This is a genomic window from Rhizobium anhuiense bv. trifolii (assembly GCF_024346605.1).
Lineage (GTDB): Bacteria > Pseudomonadota > Alphaproteobacteria > Rhizobiales > Rhizobiaceae > Rhizobium > Rhizobium anhuiense.
On record NZ_CP098803.1, the window covers coordinates 2,078,774 to 2,097,042 of the forward strand.

Annotated in this window: 14 protein-coding genes; 12 read left to right on the plus strand and 2 right to left on the minus strand. The window is 61.5% G+C overall.

All coding sequences use genetic code 11. The features are described from left to right. Positions 1-2: 2 nt before the first annotated feature. Positions 3-2,015: a helix-turn-helix domain-containing protein gene (locus tag NE851_RS18900; protein WP_097545246.1), complete on the minus strand. Its 2,013-nt coding sequence runs from the start codon at positions 2,013-2,015 to the stop codon at positions 3-5. 120 nt (positions 2,016-2,135) lie between these two features. Between NE851_RS18900 and NE851_RS18905 the strand changes: the two genes are divergently transcribed. Both NE851_RS18905 and NE851_RS18910 read left to right on the plus strand, forming a co-directional pair. Further along, positions 2,136-3,380 carry an MFS transporter gene (locus tag NE851_RS18905; RefSeq protein ID WP_047619894.1) on the plus strand — a complete coding sequence of 415 codons (1,245 nt, stop codon included), beginning with the start codon at positions 2,136-2,138 and terminating at the stop codon, positions 3,378-3,380. Then, a complete protein-coding gene (locus NE851_RS18910; protein WP_097545244.1) occupies positions 3,377-4,768 on the plus strand; it encodes an amidohydrolase in 1,392 nt (463 codons plus the stop codon). The genes NE851_RS18905 and NE851_RS18910 overlap by 4 nt, the downstream gene beginning before the upstream one ends. A gap of 64 nt (positions 4,769-4,832) precedes the next feature. Here NE851_RS18910 and NE851_RS18915 read toward each other — a convergent pair whose 3' ends face one another. Continuing rightward, on the minus strand, positions 4,833-5,237 hold the full coding sequence (locus NE851_RS18915) for an Imm6 family immunity protein (RefSeq protein WP_097545243.1): 405 nt from the start codon (positions 5,235-5,237) through the stop codon (positions 4,833-4,835). A 311-nt stretch (positions 5,238-5,548) separates the two neighbouring features. Here NE851_RS18915 and NE851_RS18920 point away from each other — a divergent pair, with 311 nt between their 5' ends. The 10 genes from NE851_RS18920 to NE851_RS18965 all read left to right on the plus strand — a co-directional run bounded on the left by NE851_RS18920 (position 5,549) and on the right by NE851_RS18965 (position 18,261). After that, entirely contained in the window at positions 5,549-6,598 is a 1,050-nt protein-coding gene (locus NE851_RS18920) for a LacI family DNA-binding transcriptional regulator (protein ID WP_097545242.1), read from the plus strand. Between the two features lie 5 nt (positions 6,599-6,603). After that, positions 6,604-8,217 (plus strand): acyl CoA:acetate/3-ketoacid CoA transferase, encoded by a 1,614-nt coding sequence (locus tag NE851_RS18925; RefSeq protein WP_254962437.1) that lies wholly within the window; start codon positions 6,604-6,606, stop codon positions 8,215-8,217. Further along, positions 8,210-8,989 (plus strand): enoyl-CoA hydratase/isomerase family protein, encoded by a 780-nt coding sequence (locus tag NE851_RS18930; RefSeq protein ID WP_047619901.1) that lies wholly within the window; start codon positions 8,210-8,212, stop codon positions 8,987-8,989. The genes NE851_RS18925 and NE851_RS18930 overlap by 8 nt, the downstream gene beginning before the upstream one ends. Next, entirely contained in the window at positions 8,989-10,509 is a 1,521-nt protein-coding gene (locus NE851_RS18935) for an aldehyde dehydrogenase family protein (RefSeq protein ID WP_097545240.1), read from the plus strand. The genes NE851_RS18930 and NE851_RS18935 overlap by 1 nt, the downstream gene beginning before the upstream one ends. A gap of 88 nt (positions 10,510-10,597) precedes the next feature. Further along, the gene (locus NE851_RS18940) at positions 10,598-11,860 is read left to right on the plus strand and encodes an ABC transporter substrate-binding protein (RefSeq protein ID WP_132576205.1); all 1,263 of its coding nucleotides are present in this window, start codon (positions 10,598-10,600) and stop codon (positions 11,858-11,860) included. A 128-nt stretch (positions 11,861-11,988) separates the two neighbouring features. After that, entirely contained in the window at positions 11,989-12,942 is a 954-nt protein-coding gene (locus NE851_RS18945) for a carbohydrate ABC transporter permease (protein WP_028755623.1), read from the plus strand. Then, complete coding sequence (locus NE851_RS18950; RefSeq protein WP_254962183.1) at positions 12,939-13,919, plus strand: carbohydrate ABC transporter permease; 981 nt, start codon at positions 12,939-12,941, stop codon at positions 13,917-13,919. Before NE851_RS18945 ends, NE851_RS18950 begins: the two co-directional genes overlap by 4 nt. A gap of 3 nt (positions 13,920-13,922) precedes the next feature. After that, entirely contained in the window at positions 13,923-15,038 is a 1,116-nt protein-coding gene (locus tag NE851_RS18955) for an ABC transporter ATP-binding protein (RefSeq protein ID WP_184389595.1), read from the plus strand. 15 nt (positions 15,039-15,053) lie between these two features. Then, positions 15,054-16,604 carry a GMC oxidoreductase gene (locus NE851_RS18960; protein WP_047614523.1) on the plus strand — a complete coding sequence of 517 codons (1,551 nt, stop codon included), beginning with the start codon at positions 15,054-15,056 and terminating at the stop codon, positions 16,602-16,604. Position 16,605: 1 nt separating this feature from the next. Next, positions 16,606-18,261: a GMC family oxidoreductase gene (locus NE851_RS18965; protein ID WP_097545171.1), complete on the plus strand. Its 1,656-nt coding sequence runs from the start codon at positions 16,606-16,608 to the stop codon at positions 18,259-18,261. The last annotated feature ends 8 nt before the right edge of the window (positions 18,262-18,269 follow it).

The following is an 18,269-nucleotide window of genomic DNA, read 5'->3' on the forward strand; positions in this document are numbered from 1 at the left end:
GTTCAGGGGGAAGTTGCTTTGCGTCTGCCTGCAGGCCGCGGCGAACCGTAGGTCGACTTCAGGTGGAACGCCAGGCTGAGCAACAGATAGTCATCCTTGTTGTCGATGTCCTTGCCCATCAACAACTGCGCCCGCTGCAGCCTTTGATAGAGGGTGTTGGTGTGTATGCCGAGGCAGGCCGCTGCCTTGGACGCTGATTTTCCGCTCTCGATGTAGGTTTCCAGGGTCCTGAGAAGGGCGTCGCCGTTTGCTTCCTTCTCGAAGGGAGCGAGTATCTGATCGGCGAATTCGAGGATATCAGCCGCGGATTGTTTGCGCAGCAGTCTGTCGATGCCGGTCTCGCTGTGCATGAGGATGCCCGCCCGATGCCGCATGCTCATGAGATGCGCGGCCTCGACAGCCTGTGCGGCGCCTTCCGGATAAGGATGGGGTGCGCTTTGAATGAGGCTCGCCCCGCAGCACCATCCCTCAGCTACCGCCTGGTCTCCGATGGATGCCAGATTCGTCCGCAGGGCCTCCTCGGTGGCAGCGCAAAACAGCAGGAAGACGCCTTCATCGGTATAGAATGACAGCTGGTTGCGGATCGTCGCCGCCTTCAACGCCTGCTGCAGCGTTCTCTGCAGGAACAGGCTCTGGTTCTGGGCGCTCCCTTGCTCATGCCTGATAAAGATGATCTGGCAGTACTTCCTGATCTGGAAGCCGAACCGGACGGCGCCACCCGATGTGGCCTGATCATCCTTTCCTAAAACCTCGAAGTGCTTCCGTTTCCTGCTGTTGAGGATATCGTCGTGTGAGGCGCTGCGGACAATTTCGAGCGCGACGAAAGCGGAAACCACGCCGAGGATCGCCGCGCAATAGCCTGCATTGTCGCCGCGCTCGGAACGAAAGGTTCCGACGACGTCGTCGGCGACACGGACGGGATGCACGAATATGCTTTCTCGCTGGCGCAGGCCACCGTCGAGGAGTGCGGCCGGCACGTCCTTCGTCGTCTTCGGCTCCTTCCATCCCTTGGAGCCGAACGTCGTTCCAAAAATATCGGCATAGTGGAAATCGATGCCGTAATGGGTCGCGATCTCGTCCAGATGTTCGCCGAGCGGCCGATGGTGCGTGAAGATGGACAGGATGTCGTCATGGGCCGAGAGCGAGCGCGCCAGCTCTGCGTTGCGCCTTTCGATCTCCAGCCGCATCCGGTTGATGCTTTCATTCGACCGAACGGCCTGCTCGTAGGCCTGCGACTTCTTGTAGGCGATGGCAAGCTGCGTCGCCACGGCCGCAAGCAGGCCTACGCTGAATGCGCCATAGGCGGAGCCCTGCCGAAACGACATGACGGTCAGCGTTCCCAGCGTCGTCGTGTCGGTCCTGATGGGAACGCAGATGAGGCTGTGAGAGAGACGCTGTTCGGATAGGAAGCGAACGTTTGGCGCACGCAGATTCGCATGGGCATCTCTGATATCGGCGGCCGAGTTCAGCAGGACGGGTGTTCCGGTCGAGAAGACGCTGCCGGAGATCGATTCCTGAGGCTTGATGCGATAATTGTAATAATCGTCGTCGAAGCCGACTTGTGACACCGGAATGAGGAGACCTGAGGCCTCGTCGTAAAGTCTCAGGACGCCCGCGTCGCTCTCGGCTATCACGCTCAGCGTCTGCTCGAGCGCGTTTACGTTGATCTCGTTCGGATCGAGGGAGTCGAGGACATTGCGATTGATGGCGTTCATGGCCTGGACGGCGCGGTTCTGAAAGCGGATGACTGTGCTGAGTACGATCTCCTGCAGGTGCGCAAGGGCGATTTCAGCGTGGGCACCGGGTATTCGCACCTCGCAGATGGCCCCGGCAAAATAGGAAATATCGGCGATCAATATGGCGTCGTCGCCGTCGCGGTGATGGCTGAATCCGATCGCAGGTTCCGGCGCGTCGGTCTCCGAAACCATGGGCCGGCCCGTAACCCGCCGCCAGCTGATGCGAGGTCGATCCGGCAGGCGCAAAAGCGAAGCCTCGATTTCGTCCATGATCGTCATGTTGGCAACCTTGTGTCTTTTCACATAAATAAACCGAGCATGATGTGTGTTTCAACATCCAAAAGCGACTGCTCACATATTAAGCATGTTTTATAAACGCTCAAAAAAGGGGAGCATTCCATGCTTAGTCAAATCAAGCGAAGGCACGTCATTGTTGCGATGCTGTTTGTCTGCTGGGTCGTCGGTTTCCTCGACAAGACCGCGATCAACATCGCCATCATTCCGATCGTCGACGAGTTCCACCTGACTTCCGAACAGTCCGGGATGATCATCAGCGCATTCTTTCTCGCCTATTCTCTGACGCAGCTCGTCGGAGGATACCTTGTCGATCGGCTGGGAACCCGATCGGTCTTGACCTCCGCAGTCGGTATCTGGTCGCTCGGCACGGTCGCATGCGGCGCTGTCAGCTCCGCCATGGGGCTCGCCGTGTCGCGCGTCCTGGTCGGAATGGGCGAGGCTGTCTTTCCGGCGGGAAGCTCGGTCGCCATAACCGAGAACTTCAAAAAGGAGAGCATGGCCAGGCCGAAATCGGTCATTCAGTCGGGAGCCTCTGTCGGCTTTGCCGTAGGCTCGCTGGTAACCACGGCCTTGATTGCCTACTTCAACTGGCGCGTCATGTTCGTCACCCTCGGCTTGGTCGGACTGGTTCTTGCGATCGCGCTCTATCTGGTCATGAAGCCAGTCGCCGGCGCGGCTTCGATCTCCGCCGGCCCGAAAACGGCAAAGTCGGAAAAAGCTCGGATCACGGCGTTGCTCAAGAATGCACTGACCTGGAAGATCGCCCTCTGCTACTTCTTCACCAACATCGTCTTTTGGGGTCTCCAGTCCTGGCTCCCGTCCTATTGGGTGAAGGTCAAGGGCATGAGCATGATGTCGATGGGCGCCTATTCGGCAATCCCGCCGACGCTCGGCTTCCTGTCCTTCCTGTTCTGCGGCTGGCTGCTCGACCGCTATTTCCACAAGAAGGAAAAGTATCTCATCTGCATCGGCGCCCTGGTGTCGGCGGCGTTCATCTATCTGATGGCCAACGCTTCCTCCATCCCGCTGGCCTTCTTCTATCTCACGGTTTCAAACGTCTTCCTGAACGCGATCTCGATCAGCGTGTTCGTGACGATCATGAAACATTACCCCAGCCACTCGGTGGGGACAGCGACGGGCCTGATCAACTCCCTGGCCCAGATCGGATCCTTCGTCTCGCCGACAGCGATCGGGGCCATCCTGCACGCCACAGACCAGAATTATCAGACAGCCTTCCTGGCGATCATCGGCTGCGCTGTCGTGACCTTCGCCGTGGCGGCGACGCTTCCGACCGGAAGCAAGGACGAACTGGTCGCCGATCAAGCAATTCCAGGACTGGTGAAATGACATATATCGACATCATCGAGCGCGTGCTCACCGACAAGGCGGAAGGGCTGCAGTCGGCAGCCAATGAAATCTGGTCTTTCGCCGAAATCCGCTATGAAGAGTACAAGTCGGCCGCATTGCTCGCCGACCTTCTCGAAGCGGAGGGGTTTGCCGTCGAGCGCCGGGCCGGCGGCATCGAGACGGCTTTCGTCGCAAGCTACGGCGAGGGACAGCCGGTCGTGGCGATCCTGGGCGAGTTCGATGCGCTTCCCAATCTCAGCCAGGAGGGCGAGGTCGTCGGATATAAGCCCATCATCCCCGGCGGCAACGGCCATGGATGCGGGCATAATCTGCTGGGTGTCGGTTCGCTGGCCGCCGCCTTGGCGCTCAAGGCCTGCAAGGAAGAACTCGGGCTTGCCGGTACGGTCCGCTTCTACGGCTGCCCTGCCGAAGAGGGCGGTGGCGGCAAGGCCTTCATGGCCCGTGAGGGACTGTTCGATGGCGTCGACGTTGCCTTCACCTGGCACCCGTGGGATGAAAACCTCGCCTATCATGCAAGAATGCTGGCGACGAACCAGGTCTATTTCACCTTCCGTGGCGTCAGCGCGCATGCCGGCTTCGAACCTCATCTCGGACGAAGCGCGCTCGATGCCGTCGAGCTGATGAATGTCGGGGCGAACTTCCTGCGCGAGCACATCGTTCAGGACGGCAGGATTCACTATGCGATAACCGATACCGGCGGAAAGGCGCCTAATGTCGTGCAGTCGCAAGCCGAAGTGCTCTACAAGGTCCGCGCGCCGCTGATGGATCAGGTGCGCGACATTACCGAACGGGTCAAGGACGTGGCGCGCGGAGCGGCGCTGATGACCGGAACGGAGGTCGAGATCACCTTCGATGCAGCCTCTGCCGACCTGATCCCGAACGCCACGCTGGCAGGCGTCATTCACCAGGAACTCGGCAAGATCGGCGGAGCGTCCTTCTCCAACAGCGAGAAGGCGTTCGCGGCGGAGATCCAGAAGACTTTTCCCAAGGACGTTCAAGCGCGCATCGAGAAGCGCGGAACGATCCTCTCCGCGCATATCAACGAGTTTCAGGAAAAGCCGACGTTCCTGCACGGTTCGACCGATGTCGGCGACGTCAGCTGGATCGTTCCCACCGGACAGGTCTACATGGCGACATCAGCCTACGGAACGCCTCCGCATAGCTGGCAGATGGTTGCGCAAGGCAAGGCCTCCTACGCGCATAAGGGAATGCTTCAGGCCGGCAAGGTCATGGCCGCCGCCGCCGCCAGATGTCTCCAGAACAGCGAGTTGATCGTCCAGGCGAAGCAGGAACACGTCAGGGAACTCGGAGGCGCTTCCTACAAGCCTCTCATCCCGCCCGAGACGAAGCCGATGAAGGTCCGCTAGACAAATGCGGACGGTTATGCGAGCCATGGAATAGTTACGAGCAACAGCGAGCGGCGAGGGGACTTCAGCCGAGTTTGGCTAGTTGCTCCTCCAGCAGATCAAGGCTGTCCTCTCCGACCTCGTTGACATCATTCGGCATGGGATCGCCGGTCTCCTGGTAAACAAGCCAGGCGACGTACATGGCCGCCGTCGTCAGCGCGTTCCAGCCGTCTTCGCTGGGCTTTCCCACGGCCTCGGAGAGCCGACGGAGTGTCCCGCGCTCATCGTCGCTGTAAATGAGGTCGGAGAAATATCGGCCGGTCAGGCGTCCATCGCCACTCCCAATACGGATTGCCGCCAGGGCGGCCCTGGCTTCGGACGCGTCGGGTTCGATGCGCTCGATGTGTGCGACCAAAGCCGCGGCAACGGTTGCCAAGCGCCGTGCTTGTTCGCGTTGCGGCAGGCCGGTCAACTCGGCGCGCAGTTTCATGTCTCCATGCTCTCCACTGAGTTTGTCGCAAAGTTTTTAACACAGATAGAAGCCCTTCCGGCTTGTCCCAGAAGGTCTGCCGATTGCGGCGCATTGCTCGTGTTTAGATCGGTCGAAAAAATCGAACGATGGCGCGTAACGGGTCGTCCTTTTAGAACGTTCCAATTCTAAAATGAAGGGTTCTGCGACAATTAGAAAATCATTACGCCGAAAATAGCCAATAAATGGCATCAGATTAAGATTTCTCTTGACAGAATTGGAACGTTCCAAATATTTAACGATCAATCAACGTTTGGTGTTCGGAGGAAGAGGTGACGAAGGCGCGGGTGACCGTCATCGATATCGCAAAGGCGGCTGGCGTCTCCAAATCGACGGTTTCGCTCGTGCTTCAGGGCTCTTCCCTGGTCAATGAGGGGACGCGGTCCAAGGTCAATGCGGTGATGCGCGAGCTGGGCTATGTCTACAATCGCGGCGCAGCCAATCTTCGCCAAGCCGGCGCCAAATCGCGGATCATCGGGGTCGTCGTGAACGATCTGACGAACAGCTTCTTTGCGGAGCTGGCAGTCGGCGTCGACATGGTCGTTCAGTCGGCCGGATTCGTGCAGTTCCTGTCGAACACCAGTGAGAGCATCGACAGGCAGCGCGAGGTCGTCGCATCGATGCGGGAACATGGCATTTCCGGGCTCATCGTGTCGCCGGCGCGCGCCACCGATGCTGCAGACTTCAAGCCGCTCGTCGCGGCAGGCATACCGGTGGTGGTCGTCGTGCGAAACCTGCCCGGCGCCAAAGTCTCGTCGATCGTCTCCGACAACCGGGCCGGCATGATGTCGGCGGTCAAGCACCTGGCGGGGCTCGGCCACAAGCGCATCGCTTTCCTCGGCGGTTTTCCCGACACCGCCGTTTTCGACGACCGCCTTGCCGGTTACCGAAGCGGCATGGAAGCAGCCGGGCTCGACTACCACCAAGAACTTGTCGTCTCGTCGGCGCCGTCGCGCGCCGGCGGGGTCGAGGCGATCGGAAAAGCGCTCGTTCTTACCGACAGACCGACGGCGGCCGTCTGCTTCAACGATGCCGTCGCCTTCGGTGTTTGCGACGGGTTGCGCGCGCGCCGTCTGGAGCCCGGCTCCGACTTCGCGGTCGTGGGTTTCGATGACGTCATCGAGGCTCAGGCGGCGGTTCCGGCGCTGACAACGGTCTCGGTCGATCCGCAAGGCATTGGGCGCCGCGGCGCGCAGATGCTTCTCAAGCAAATCAGTGCGGGTAAGGCCGAGGCGGAGACGGTGACAACAGCCGTCCGGCTGGTCGTTCGCGAGAGCTGTGGAGCCGGCATGAGCGTCAAGATCAAACAGGACTCTGTCTAATGCCAATGAAGAAGCACCTCACCCCGGCCGAAGCGGCCGCGCTGATCCCGGATGGCGCTGTTGTCACGGTGTCGTCTTCGAGCGGTCTCGGCTGCCCGAACCTGATGCTGAAGGCGATCGGCGAACGTTTCGATGCGACCGGTCATCCCAAGGACATTACCACCCTTCACCCGATCGCTGCCGGCGACATGAGCGGCATCAAGGGCGTCGACTATATCGCCAAGAAGGGACTGCTCAAACGCATCATCGGCGGCTCCTATCCCTCCGGTCCGTCGTCATCAGAGCCGCCACTGATCTGGCAGATGATCACCAGCAACGAGATCCCGGCCTACAACATTCCCTCCGGCATTCTTTTCGACATTCATCGTGAAGCCGCCGCCAAGCGACCAGGCGTCCTGACCAAGATCGGCATCGATACATTCGTCGATCCAGAGCGGCAGGGTTGCGCGATGAACGGCCTGGCGTCGGAACATCCGGTGGTCAAGCGTGTCAGCTTCGAAGGCGACGACTGGCTGTTTTTTCCCGCGATCGTCCCCAAGGTCGCCATAATCCGCGCCACCACGGCCGACGAGCGCGGCAACCTCACCTACGAACATGAAGGCGCCTATCTCGGCGGACTTGATCAGGCCCTGGCCGCCCGCAACAATGGCGGCATCGTCATCGCCCAGGTCAAGCGGATCACCAAGGAAGGCTCGCTGAAGCCGCATGACGTCCGTGTGCCCGGAATGCTGGTCGATTATGTGGTCGTCGATCCGGAGCAGAAGCAGACGACGCAGACGCAGTACGATCCGGCGATTTCGGGGGAGATCTTCCGCCCGCTCGATAGTTTCAGCGTCCCGGAGTTCAATGTTCAGAAAGTCATCGCGCGCCGTGTCGCGCAGGAACTTCAGACGGGAAGCTGCGTCAATCTCGGCTTCGGCATCTCGGCCAACGTGCCGCGCATTCTGCTGGAGGAGGGGCTCCACGGCGCAGTCACCTGGGTGATCGAGCAGGGTGCCGTCGGCGGCGTGCCGCTGCTCGACTTCGCCTTTGGCTGCGCCTCCAACGCCGACGCCTACATGCCGTCTCCCTATCAGTTCACCTATTTCCAGGGCGCAGGCTTCGATGCCTCGCTGCTGTCCTTCCTTGAGATCGGCAAAGACGGTTCGGTCAATGTCTCCAAGCTCTCCTTCCGGCCGCATGTGACGGCTGGCGCCGGAGGCTTCGTCGACATCACCGCGCGGGCGAAGAAGATCGTCTTCTCCGGCATGTTCAACGCCGGAGCGAAGCTTTCGATCGCCGATGGCGCGCTACTAATCGAGAAGGAAGGCAAGTTGAAGAAACTCGTCAACGAGGTCGAACATGTCACCTTCAGCGGTAGGCGCGCGATCGAGCAAGGGCAGGATATCACCTATGTCACCGAGCGGTGCGTGATGAAGCTGACGCGCGATGGCATCGTCCTCACCGAGATTGCCCCTGGCGTCGATCTCCAGTCCCACATCCTCGATCAATCGGAGTTTCCATTGATCGTCGCGCCTGATCTGAAGGTCATGGACGCGGCGCTCTTCGCGGAGGCAGCGATCGGCCTGTCGCTTCCAGAAAAAAAGGCACGCACGATGGAGGGCAGCTTCCATGGCTAGCGGATCCGTCAGAATTGACGTCGATGGACATGTTGCGACGCTGACGATTTCTCGTCCGGAGAAGCTGAACGCGCTCGACCTGGACATGCTGAAAGCGCTGGCGGATGCGGCTGACGAGGTGGAGGCGAACGCCAATGTGCGCGCTGCCATTCTCACGGGCGAAGGAAAGGGCTTTTCCGCCGGTGGCGATATCAAGGCCTGGGGCGGAATGTTGCCTCAGGAGTTCGGTCATCTCTGGGTTCGCCACGGCCACCGTATTTTCGAAAGACTGGCGACACTCAGGGTGCCGTTGGTCGCGGCTCTGAACGGCCACGCTCTCGGAGGAGGGCTTGAGCTTGCGGGCGTCGCGGACATTCGCCTCGCCGAGCAGCACATCAAGATCGGCCTGCCGGAGACCGGCCTTGGCATGGTGCCGGGCTGGTCCGGGACTCAGCGTCTTGTGCGCCGGTTCGGGGCGCAGGCCGTCCGGCGTATGGCCCTGGGTGGCGAGATATTCACCGCCGAGGAGGCACGCCTTCTCGGGATCGTGGACGCGGTTGTTCCCACAGGAAACGCGCTGGCCGCTGCCAAGGAATATGCGCAGCGGATTGCTGCAAGGGGGCCGGCTGCGACCGAGATCGCGAAGTTGATGATCGCATCGGCGAACGGCGAAGACAACGGAACCGCGGTCGAAGCCCTGGGCTCGATCCTCGCTGCGAAGACCGGCGATCTGAAGGAGGGCGTCGCATCATTCAGCGAGAAGCGCCCGGCAACGTTCAAGGGAGAATGGTAATGACGGTCCTCGTCAACCCCACGGCACTGAGCAACCACAGAGCGCGTGATTTCAAGATGCTCATCGACGGCAAATGGGAGGCAGGCTCCTCCGGTCCGATCGAGCGTGTCGCGCCAAGCCATGGTGTCGTGGTCAGCCGCTTCCCGACGGGCAGCAGCACGGACGCCGAGCGGGCGATCGCCGCGGCACGCAGGGCCTTCGACCTTGGGCCGTGGCCGCGGATGACCGCTTCCGAACGTTCCGCCATCCTGCTCAAGGCCGCCGATCTGATTGCGACGCGTGCGGAGGAGCTGGCATTTCTCGATGCGATCGAGGCGGGAAAGCCGATCACGCAGGTGCGGGGAGAAATTGCCGGATCCGTTGACATATGGCGCTACGCGGCAGCGCTCGCACGTGACCTCCACGGCGAAAGCTACAACACGCTCGGCGATGGCACATTGGGGGTCGTGCTGCGCGAAGCGATCGGCGTGGTGTCGATCATCACGCCCTGGAACTTCCCGTTCCTGATCGTCGGCCAGAAGCTGCCGTTTGCCTTGGCCGCCGGCTGCACCACCGTCGTCAAGCCCTCGGAACTGACCTCGGGATCGACGCTCGTGCTGGGAGAAATCCTGCAGCAGGCCGGCATTCCCGATGGTGTCGTCAATATTGTCACCGGCCGGGGACCTGAGGTCGGCGCGGTCATGACGTCGCATCCTGACGTCGATATGGTGTCCTTCACCGGCTCGACCGGCGTCGGCAAGCTGACCATGGCGAATGCCGCCCAGACGCTGAAGAAGGTTTCGCTGGAGCTGGGTGGGAAGAACCCGCAGATCGTATTCCCGGATGCCGATCTTGATGCATTCATCGATGCCGCGGTCTTCGGCGCATATTTCAATGCCGGCGAGTGCTGCAATGCCGGCTCACGGCTGGTCCTTCATAAATCAATCGCTGCCGATGTCGTCAGGCGGATTGCCGAATTGTCGAAGGCGGTGAAGGTCGGCGATCCCCTCGACCCTTCGACGCAGGTCGGCGCCATCATCACGCCGCAGCATCTGGAGAAGATATCGGGATATGTCGCCGGCGCCAGAAGCAGCGGCGCCCGCGTCGCTTATGGCGGCGAGACGCTCGATCTCGGCATGGGGCAGTTCATGTCGCCGACGATCCTCGAAGAGGTCACCCCTGATATGGCCGTGGCGCGTGAGGAAGTCTTCGGGCCGGTCCTGTCGGTCCTGACATTCGAGACATCAGCCGAAGCCATCAGGATCGCCAATTCCATCGACTACGGCCTGTCGGCCGGTGTCTGGAGCCGCGATTTCGACACCTGCCTGACGATCGGGCGGTCGGTGCGGGCGGGCACGATCTGGATGAACACCTTCATGGACGGCGCCTCGGAGCTTCCCTTTGGCGGTTACAAGCAAAGCGGCCTCGGCCGCGAGCTCGGCCGTGATGCGGTCGAAGACTACACGGAGACCAAGACGCTGAACATGCATATCGGCAAACGCACCAATTGGTGGATGCCGCAGACGGAAAAGCCGGCTTAGCCGGCGGCCGAACTACGCTCGAGGAGGGCGGGTGATTGGTGCGGGAATGGGTCCCGCATCTTCCAAACTGGAACTGGGAGGTTCTTCGATGAACAGGTTTTTGACCACGACCGCAATGATCGCATTGGCTCTGGCCAGCGGTAGCGTGTCCGTACGCGCAGCCGACGTGAAGGAAGTGCAGATGCTGCACTGGTGGACGTCTGGCGGCGAGGCAGCGGCGCTGAACGTTCTGAAGCAGGACCTGTCGAAGGAAGGTTTTGCCTGGAAGGATGTTCCGGTGGCCGGCGGTGGCGGTGACGCGGCGATGACGGCGCTGAAGGCGATGGTGGCGGCCGGCACCTATCCGACAGCCTCGCAGATGCTGGGGTATACCGTGCTCGATTATGCCCAGGCCGGCGTCATGGGCGACCTGACGGAGACGGCGAAGAAGGAAGGCTGGGACAAGTCGGTGCCGGCGGCGCTGCAGAAGTTCTCGGTCTATGACGGCAAGTGGGTCGCAGCCCCCGTTAACGTCCACTCGGTCAACTGGCTGTGGATCAACAAGGCGGTGATGGACAAGATCGGCGGCACCCAGCCGAAGACCTTTGACGATCTGATCGCCCTGCTTGACAAGGCCAAGGCCGCCGGCGTCATCCCGCTCGCCCTTGGCGGCCAGAACTGGCAGGAAGCGACGATGTTCGATTCCATCGTGCTGTCGACCGGCGGTCCGGAGTTCTACAAGAAGGCCTTCAACGACCTCGATGAAGAGTCGCTGAAGTCCGACACGATGAAGAAGTCCTTCGACAATCTGGCGACGATCGTCAAATATGTCGATCCGAACTTCTCCGGCCGCGACTGGAACCTCGCCACCGCCATGGTCATCAAGGGTGACGCGCTGGTGCAGGTGATGGGCGACTGGGCCAAGGGCGAATTCGTCGCCGCCAAGAAGACGCCGGATACCGACTTCCTGTGCTACCGCTTCCCCGGCACCGACGGCAGCGTGATCTACAACTCCGACATGTTCGGCATGTTCAACGTCCCCGACGACCGCAAGGCGGCGCAGGTGGCGCTGGCAACCGCAACGCTGTCGAAGAGCTTCCAGTCGGCCTTCAACGTCGTCAAGGGTTCGGTGCCGGCTCGTACCGACGTTCCCGATACCGACTTCGACGCCTGCGGCAAGAAGGGTATCGCCGACCTGAAGGCTGCCAATGAAGGCGGCACGCTGTTCGGCTCGCTGGCGCAAGGCTATGGCGCACCGCCGGCGATTGCCAATGCCTACAAGGACGTCGTCTCGAAGTTCGTCCACGGCCAGATCAAGACCTCCGACGAGGCCGTGACCCAGCTGGTCCAGGCGATCGACGACGCCCGCTGAGATCACTTGTGATGACAATGCTTCCCCGCGTGACCCGCGGGGAAGCTTCAGGCTCCGCGCCGATCACGCAGGATGATCATGCCCGGACGATATCGAGGAGCCATCATGCGGGGAGGAGATGACATTCCATGAGCACAGTTGCGACTACCGATCCGGTTCTGACGCCGCGGCAATCGACGGGTATCTCGTTGCGCGGCCGGCTGCAGGATGCGCTGCCGAAGATCGTGCTGGCGCCGAGCTTCGTCATCACCATCATCTTCGTCTACGGCTTCATCATCTGGACGGCCTATCTGTCCTTCACCAATTCCAAGACCTTTCCCTCCTATGCGCTGACCGGCGCACGCGCCTATCAGCGGCTGTGGCGCTGGACCTTCGAGAGCGATCCGCCGTCCTCCTGGTATACCTCGATCACCAACATGGCGATCTTCGGCTTCCTCTATGTCGGCATCTGCCTGGCGCTCGGTCTCTTCCTCGCCATCCTGCTCGACCAGAAGATCCGCGGCGAGGGGCTGCTCCGGCCGATCTTCCTCTATCCGATGGCGCTCTCCTTCATCGTCACCGGCGTTGCCTGGAAATGGTTCCTCGACCCCGGCCTCGGCCTGGAACAGACGCTGCACCACTTCGGCTGGACGAGCTTCCACTTCGACTGGATCAAGAACAAGGACTTCGTCATCTACACCGTCGTCATCGCCGGTGTGTGGCAGGCGTCGGGCTTCGTCATGGCGATGTTCCTGGCGGGCCTGCGCGGCATCGACGGCGAGATCATGAAGGCGGCCCAGATCGACGGCGCCTCGCCCTTCCAGCTCTACCGCCGCATCGTCATTCCATTGCTGCGGCCGATCTTTCTGTCGGCCTTCATCGTGCTCGCCCATATGGCGATCAAGTCTTATGACTTGGTGGTGGCGCTGACCTCGGGCGGGCCGGGCGGCTCGGCCTGGCTGCCGTCCAACTTCATGTATGAATACACCTTCAAGCGCAACGAGATGGCCGTCGGCTCGGCCAGCGCCATCATCATGCTGATGACCATCTCGGCAATCATCGTGCCCTATCTCTATTCCGAACTGAAGGAGAAGGCGCGATGAGCAGCCTGACCTCTTCACCGGTAACCTCGGCAGCAACGTTCTCGCAGGCCGGCGACAACAGGAGCGACAACAGCAGCAACAGCCGCTGGATCGGCCGCACCGTCATCTACGGCCTGCTCGTGATCTTCGCCATCCTCTATCTGATGCCGCTCTTCGTCATGCTGACCACCTCGTTCAAGACCATGGACGAGATCCAGAACGGCAACATGCTGGCGCTGCCGCAAGCCCCGACCTTCGATCCCTGGATCAAGGCCTGGGGCGAGACCTGCGTCGGGCTCACCTGCGCCGGCATCAAGGGCTACTTCTGGAACTCGATCAAGATGGTGGTGCCGGCCGTCGCCATCTCCACCATCATGGGGGCGCTGAACGGTTATATCCTGACCAAATGGCGCTTTCCCGGCCACACGCTGGTGTTCGGGCTGATGCTGTTTGCCTGCTTCATTCCGTTCCAGTCGGTGCTGTTGCCGATGGCGACGATCCTCGGTTCGCTCGGCCGCTTCGGCATGACGCTGCAGAACGCCACCGGCTTTGCCTTCGGCTTCGGCAATCCGACCGTCAATCTGGTCTTCGTCCATGTCGTCTATGGCCTGGGCTTCACGACGCTGTTCTTCCGCAATTTCTACGAGGCCTTTCCGACCGAGCTGGTGCGGGCCGCCCAGGTCGATGGCGCCAGCTTCTTCCAGATCTTCCGGCGCATCATGCTGCCGAACTCGCTGCCGATCATCGTCGTCACCGTCATCTACCAGTTCACCAATATCTGGAACGACTTCCTGTTTGCCTCGGCCTATGCCGGCACCGGCGATTCCATGCCGATGACGGTGGCGCTCAACAATGTCGTCAACACCTCGACCGGGGTGGTCGAATACAATGTCAACATGGCGGCGGCGATGATCGCCGCCGTGCCGACGCTCATCGTCTATATCCTCGCCGGCCGCTACTTCGTGCGCGGTCTGATGGCGGGCGCTGTCAAAGGGTAATCCATGGCCTTCCTCGAAATCTCCGGTCTTAAAAAGCGCTTCGGCGCCGTCGACATTCTCAAGGGCATCGACCTCGAACTCGACAAGGGCGGCTTTCTCGTGCTGGTCGGCCCGTCCGGCTGCGGCAAGTCCACCCTGCTCAACACCATTGCCGGGCTGGAGACGATCACCTCGGGCGATATCAGGATCGACGGGCGCGACATCAGCGGCCTGCATCCCTCCAAGCGCGACATCGCCATGGTGTTCCAGTCCTATGCGCTCTATCCGAACATGACGGTGGCGGGCAACATCGCCTTCGGCATGGAGATCCGCGGCGTGCCGAAGGACGAACGTGCCAAGGCGATCAAGCAGGTCTCCGACATGCTGCAGATCGGCCATCTGCTCGACCGCAAGCCGAGCCAGCTGTCGGGCGGCCAGCGCCAGCGCGTCGCCATGGGGAGAGCCTTGGTGCGCAATCCGCAGGTCTTCCTGTTCGATGAACCGCTCTCCAATCTCGATGCCAAGCTGCGGGTCGACATGCGCACCGAGATCAAGCGGCTGCATCAGCGCATGGGCACCACCTTCGTCTATGTCACCCATGATCAGATCGAGGCGATGACGCTGGCGACCAAGATCGCCGTGCTGAAGGACGGCGTGCTGCAGCAGTTCGGCACGCCGGCCGAGATCTATAACAGCCCCTCCAATATCTTCGTCGCCGACTTCATGGGATCGCCGGCGATGAACCTCTTGACCGCCACCGTCGAAAACGGCGCCGGCGGGCTCGAAGTCTCGCTGGAGCGGCCGAATGCCGCCCCGCTCAAGCTCCCCGTCATGGCTGGCAACAATGGCCTGACCACCTATACCGGCAGACAGGTGATCTTCGGCATCCGCCCCGAGGCCTTGACCGATCCGGATGGCGCCGACCGCAAGGCGCGCATGCTGAGCGAGGGCGACTGCCTGATCGAAGTCGTCGAACCGGCCGGCTCCGACACCTTCGCCGTCACCAAGCTCGGCGGCAAATCCGTCGTCGCCCGGCTGCGCGCCGATGCCGGTATCGCGCCAGGCCAGACAACCCGACTGGCCTTCAATCTCGATAAGGCCGTCTTCTTCGATCCACAAAGCCAGGCGAGGATCGGGTGATGGCCAGGTGCTGATATGAGCGGTTCACCAGATATCGTCATCATCGGTTCAGGCGTCGGCGGCTCCACGGTCGCCGCCGGCCTGGCGGTGACCGGCGCCCGGATATTGATCCTCGAGGCCGGCGATCACATCGCCGATCTTCCGGTCAATCGCGACCAGCGCGCCATCTTCCAGCGCGGGCATTTTCGGCCGAAGGAAACCTGGTACGAGGCGAACGGCAAGGGATTCAACCCCGGCAACTACTACAATGTCGGCGGGAATTCGAAGTTTTACGGCGCGGTCTTGTCGCGCTATCGCGAGCAGGATTTCGACGTCATCGAGCACCGGGAAGGTGTGTCGCCGGCCTGGCCGTTTCCCTATGAAACCCTGGAGCCGTGGTATTGCCGGGCGGAACTGATGTATCAGGTTCGCGGCAGTCTGGGCGAGGATCCCACGGAACCGTATCATTCGGCTGCCTACGACTATCCGCCGGTCCCTGACGAGGCGCCGATCGCTGATGTCAGGGCGCGTCTCAAGAAGAAAGGCCTGCATCCGTTTTCCCTGCCGCTCGGCCTGGATCTCGATGCCTGGCTCTCCAAGGCACGCACGCCTTGGGATGCGCATCCCAATTCACGGGACGGCAAGATGGACGCCGAGACTGCAGCCCTTGCCGTGGCGCTGAAGCACGAGAACGTCCGGCTCGAAACCAATGCGCGCGTGACGAGGCTCGACATGGGCGCGGGGAACCGGATCGACCGGGTGACCTATGTCAAGAACGGTGAGACGCTGACCGTTTCGGCGAAGATCGTCATCCTCGCCGCCGGGGCGGTCCAGTCCTCCGTGCTTTTGCTGCGCTCGAAAAACGACCGCTTCGCAAGCGGCCTGGCGAATTCTTCCGATCAGGTGGGCCGCAACTTCATGAACCACAATGCGTCGGCCGTTATCGGCGTCTCGCCAAAATTCAGGAACACGGCTGTCTACCAGAAGACGTTTGCCTTTAACGACTTCTATCTCTCGGACGGTGAGGGAGGACCACCGCTCGGCAATGTGCAGCTCCTGGGCCGCATTTCCGAGAAAGTCCTCAAGGGCTCTCTGCCGCAGGCTCCGGAATGGTTTCTGCGCTTCATCACAACTCATGCCATCGACTTCTATGCCATGAGCGAGGACGTGCCCAATCCCGAAAGCCGGGTCATGGTCGATGGAGACCGGATCATTCTTCAATGGCAGCGAAGCAACTGGGACGCCCATCTTGCCCTTGTCGCCAAGCTGAAGGTCATCCTGAAATCGATCGGATTTCCGGTCGTGCTGTCGCGGCCCTTCGACAAACGCACGCCCTCCCATCAATGCGGAACGATACGCATCGGCAACGATCCCGCGACAGCGCCGTTGGATCCGTACTGCCGTTCCTACGATCACCAGAACCTCTTCGTCGTCGACGCCGGTTTCCTCCCCACCTCGGCGGCGGTCAATCCTGCGCTCACCGTCGCCGCCCAGGCGCTGAGAGTGGCGGATCACATTGCGGCGAAGGACTTTGCGGGCATGACAGAGGCGCTGGCGGTCGCCAGGCCGGATGCAACAGGACAGTAAAATGGGATTCGATTACATCATCACCGGCGCCGGTCCGGCAGGATGCGTGCTGGCAAGCCGGCTGAGCGAAGATCCTGATGTCAGTGTCCTCCTGCTCGAAGCGGGTGGAGGCGACTGGAATCCGCTGTTTCACATGCCGGCCGGCTTCGCCAAGATGACCAAAGGCGTCGCCAGCTGGGGATGGGAAACCGTTCCCCAGAAGCACATGAAAGGCAGGGTGCTGCGTTATACGCAGGCGAAAGTCATCGGTGGCGGCTCGTCGATCAACGCACAGCTCTATACCCGCGGCAACGCTGCGGATTATGACCTCTGGGCGCGGGAGGACGGCTGCGAGGGCTGGGATTACCGCTCGATCCTTCCCTATTTCAAACGCGCGGAGGACAACCAGCGCTTCGCCGACGACTACCACGCCTATGGCGGTCCGCTGGGGGTCTCGATGCCGGCTGCGCCGCTGCCGATCTGCGACGCCTATATCCGTGCGGGGCAGGAACTCGGCATTCCCTACAACCACGATTTCAACGGCCGCCAGCAGGCGGGCGTGGGATTTTACCAACTGACGCAGCGCAATCGCCGCCGGTCGTCGGCTTCGCTCGCCTATCTCTCGCCGATCAAGGACCGCAAGAACCTGACGGTCCGGACCGGCGCTCGCGTCGCGCGCATCATCGTCGAGGGAGGCCGTGCGACAGGCGTCGAGATCGTGACCGCGCGCGGCCAGGAGATCATCCGCGCCGAACGCGAAGTGCTGATTTCTTCCGGCGCTATCGGATCGCCGAAGCTGCTTCTGCAGTCCGGCATCGGACCGGCCGACCATCTGCGCTCGGTTGGCGTCAAGGTGCTTCACGATCTGCCGGGTGTCGGCGGCAACCTCCAGGATCACCTGGATCTTTTCGTCATATCCGAATGCACCGGCGATCACACCTATGACGGCGTCGCAAAGATCCACCGCACGCTTTGGGCAGGGCTTCAGTATGTCCTGTTCCGCACCGGTCCGGTCGCCTCGTCGCTCTTCGAGACCGGCGGTTTCTGGTACGCCGATCCGCAAGCGCGTTCCCCTGATATCCAGTTCCACCTCGGTTTGGGATCGGGCATCGAAGCGGGCGTCGAGCGGCTCAAGAATGCAGGTGTGACGCTCAACTCTGCCTATCTGCATCCGCGCTCGCGCGGGACGGTCCGTCTGTCATCCGCCGACCCGGCTGCCGCGCCCTTGATCGACCCCAATTACTGGTCGGATCCTCACGACAGGAAGATGTCTTTGGAGGGGCTCAAGCTCGCGCGCGAGATCATGCAGCAGGCGGCGCTGAAGCCCTATGTCATGGCCGAAAGGCTTCCGGGACCGAATGTCATGACCGACGAAGAGCTCTTCGATTATGGCTGCGCCAACGCAAAGACCGATCATCATCCGGTCGGTACCTGCAAGATGGGGACGGGGCCTGACGCGGTTGTCGGGCTCGATCTCAAGGTCCATGGCCTCGAAGGCCTGAGGGTATGCGATTCATCCGTCATGCCGCGCGTGCCGTCGTGCAACACCAACGCCCCGACGATCATGGTCGGTGAAAAAGGGTCGGACCTCATTCGGGGCTTGCCGGCACTTGCCCCCACCATTTTCGCCTACGAACGCAACGATGCGCGGCCTCGGGCTCGCGCCGAAATCCGGTGAGCCGCGTC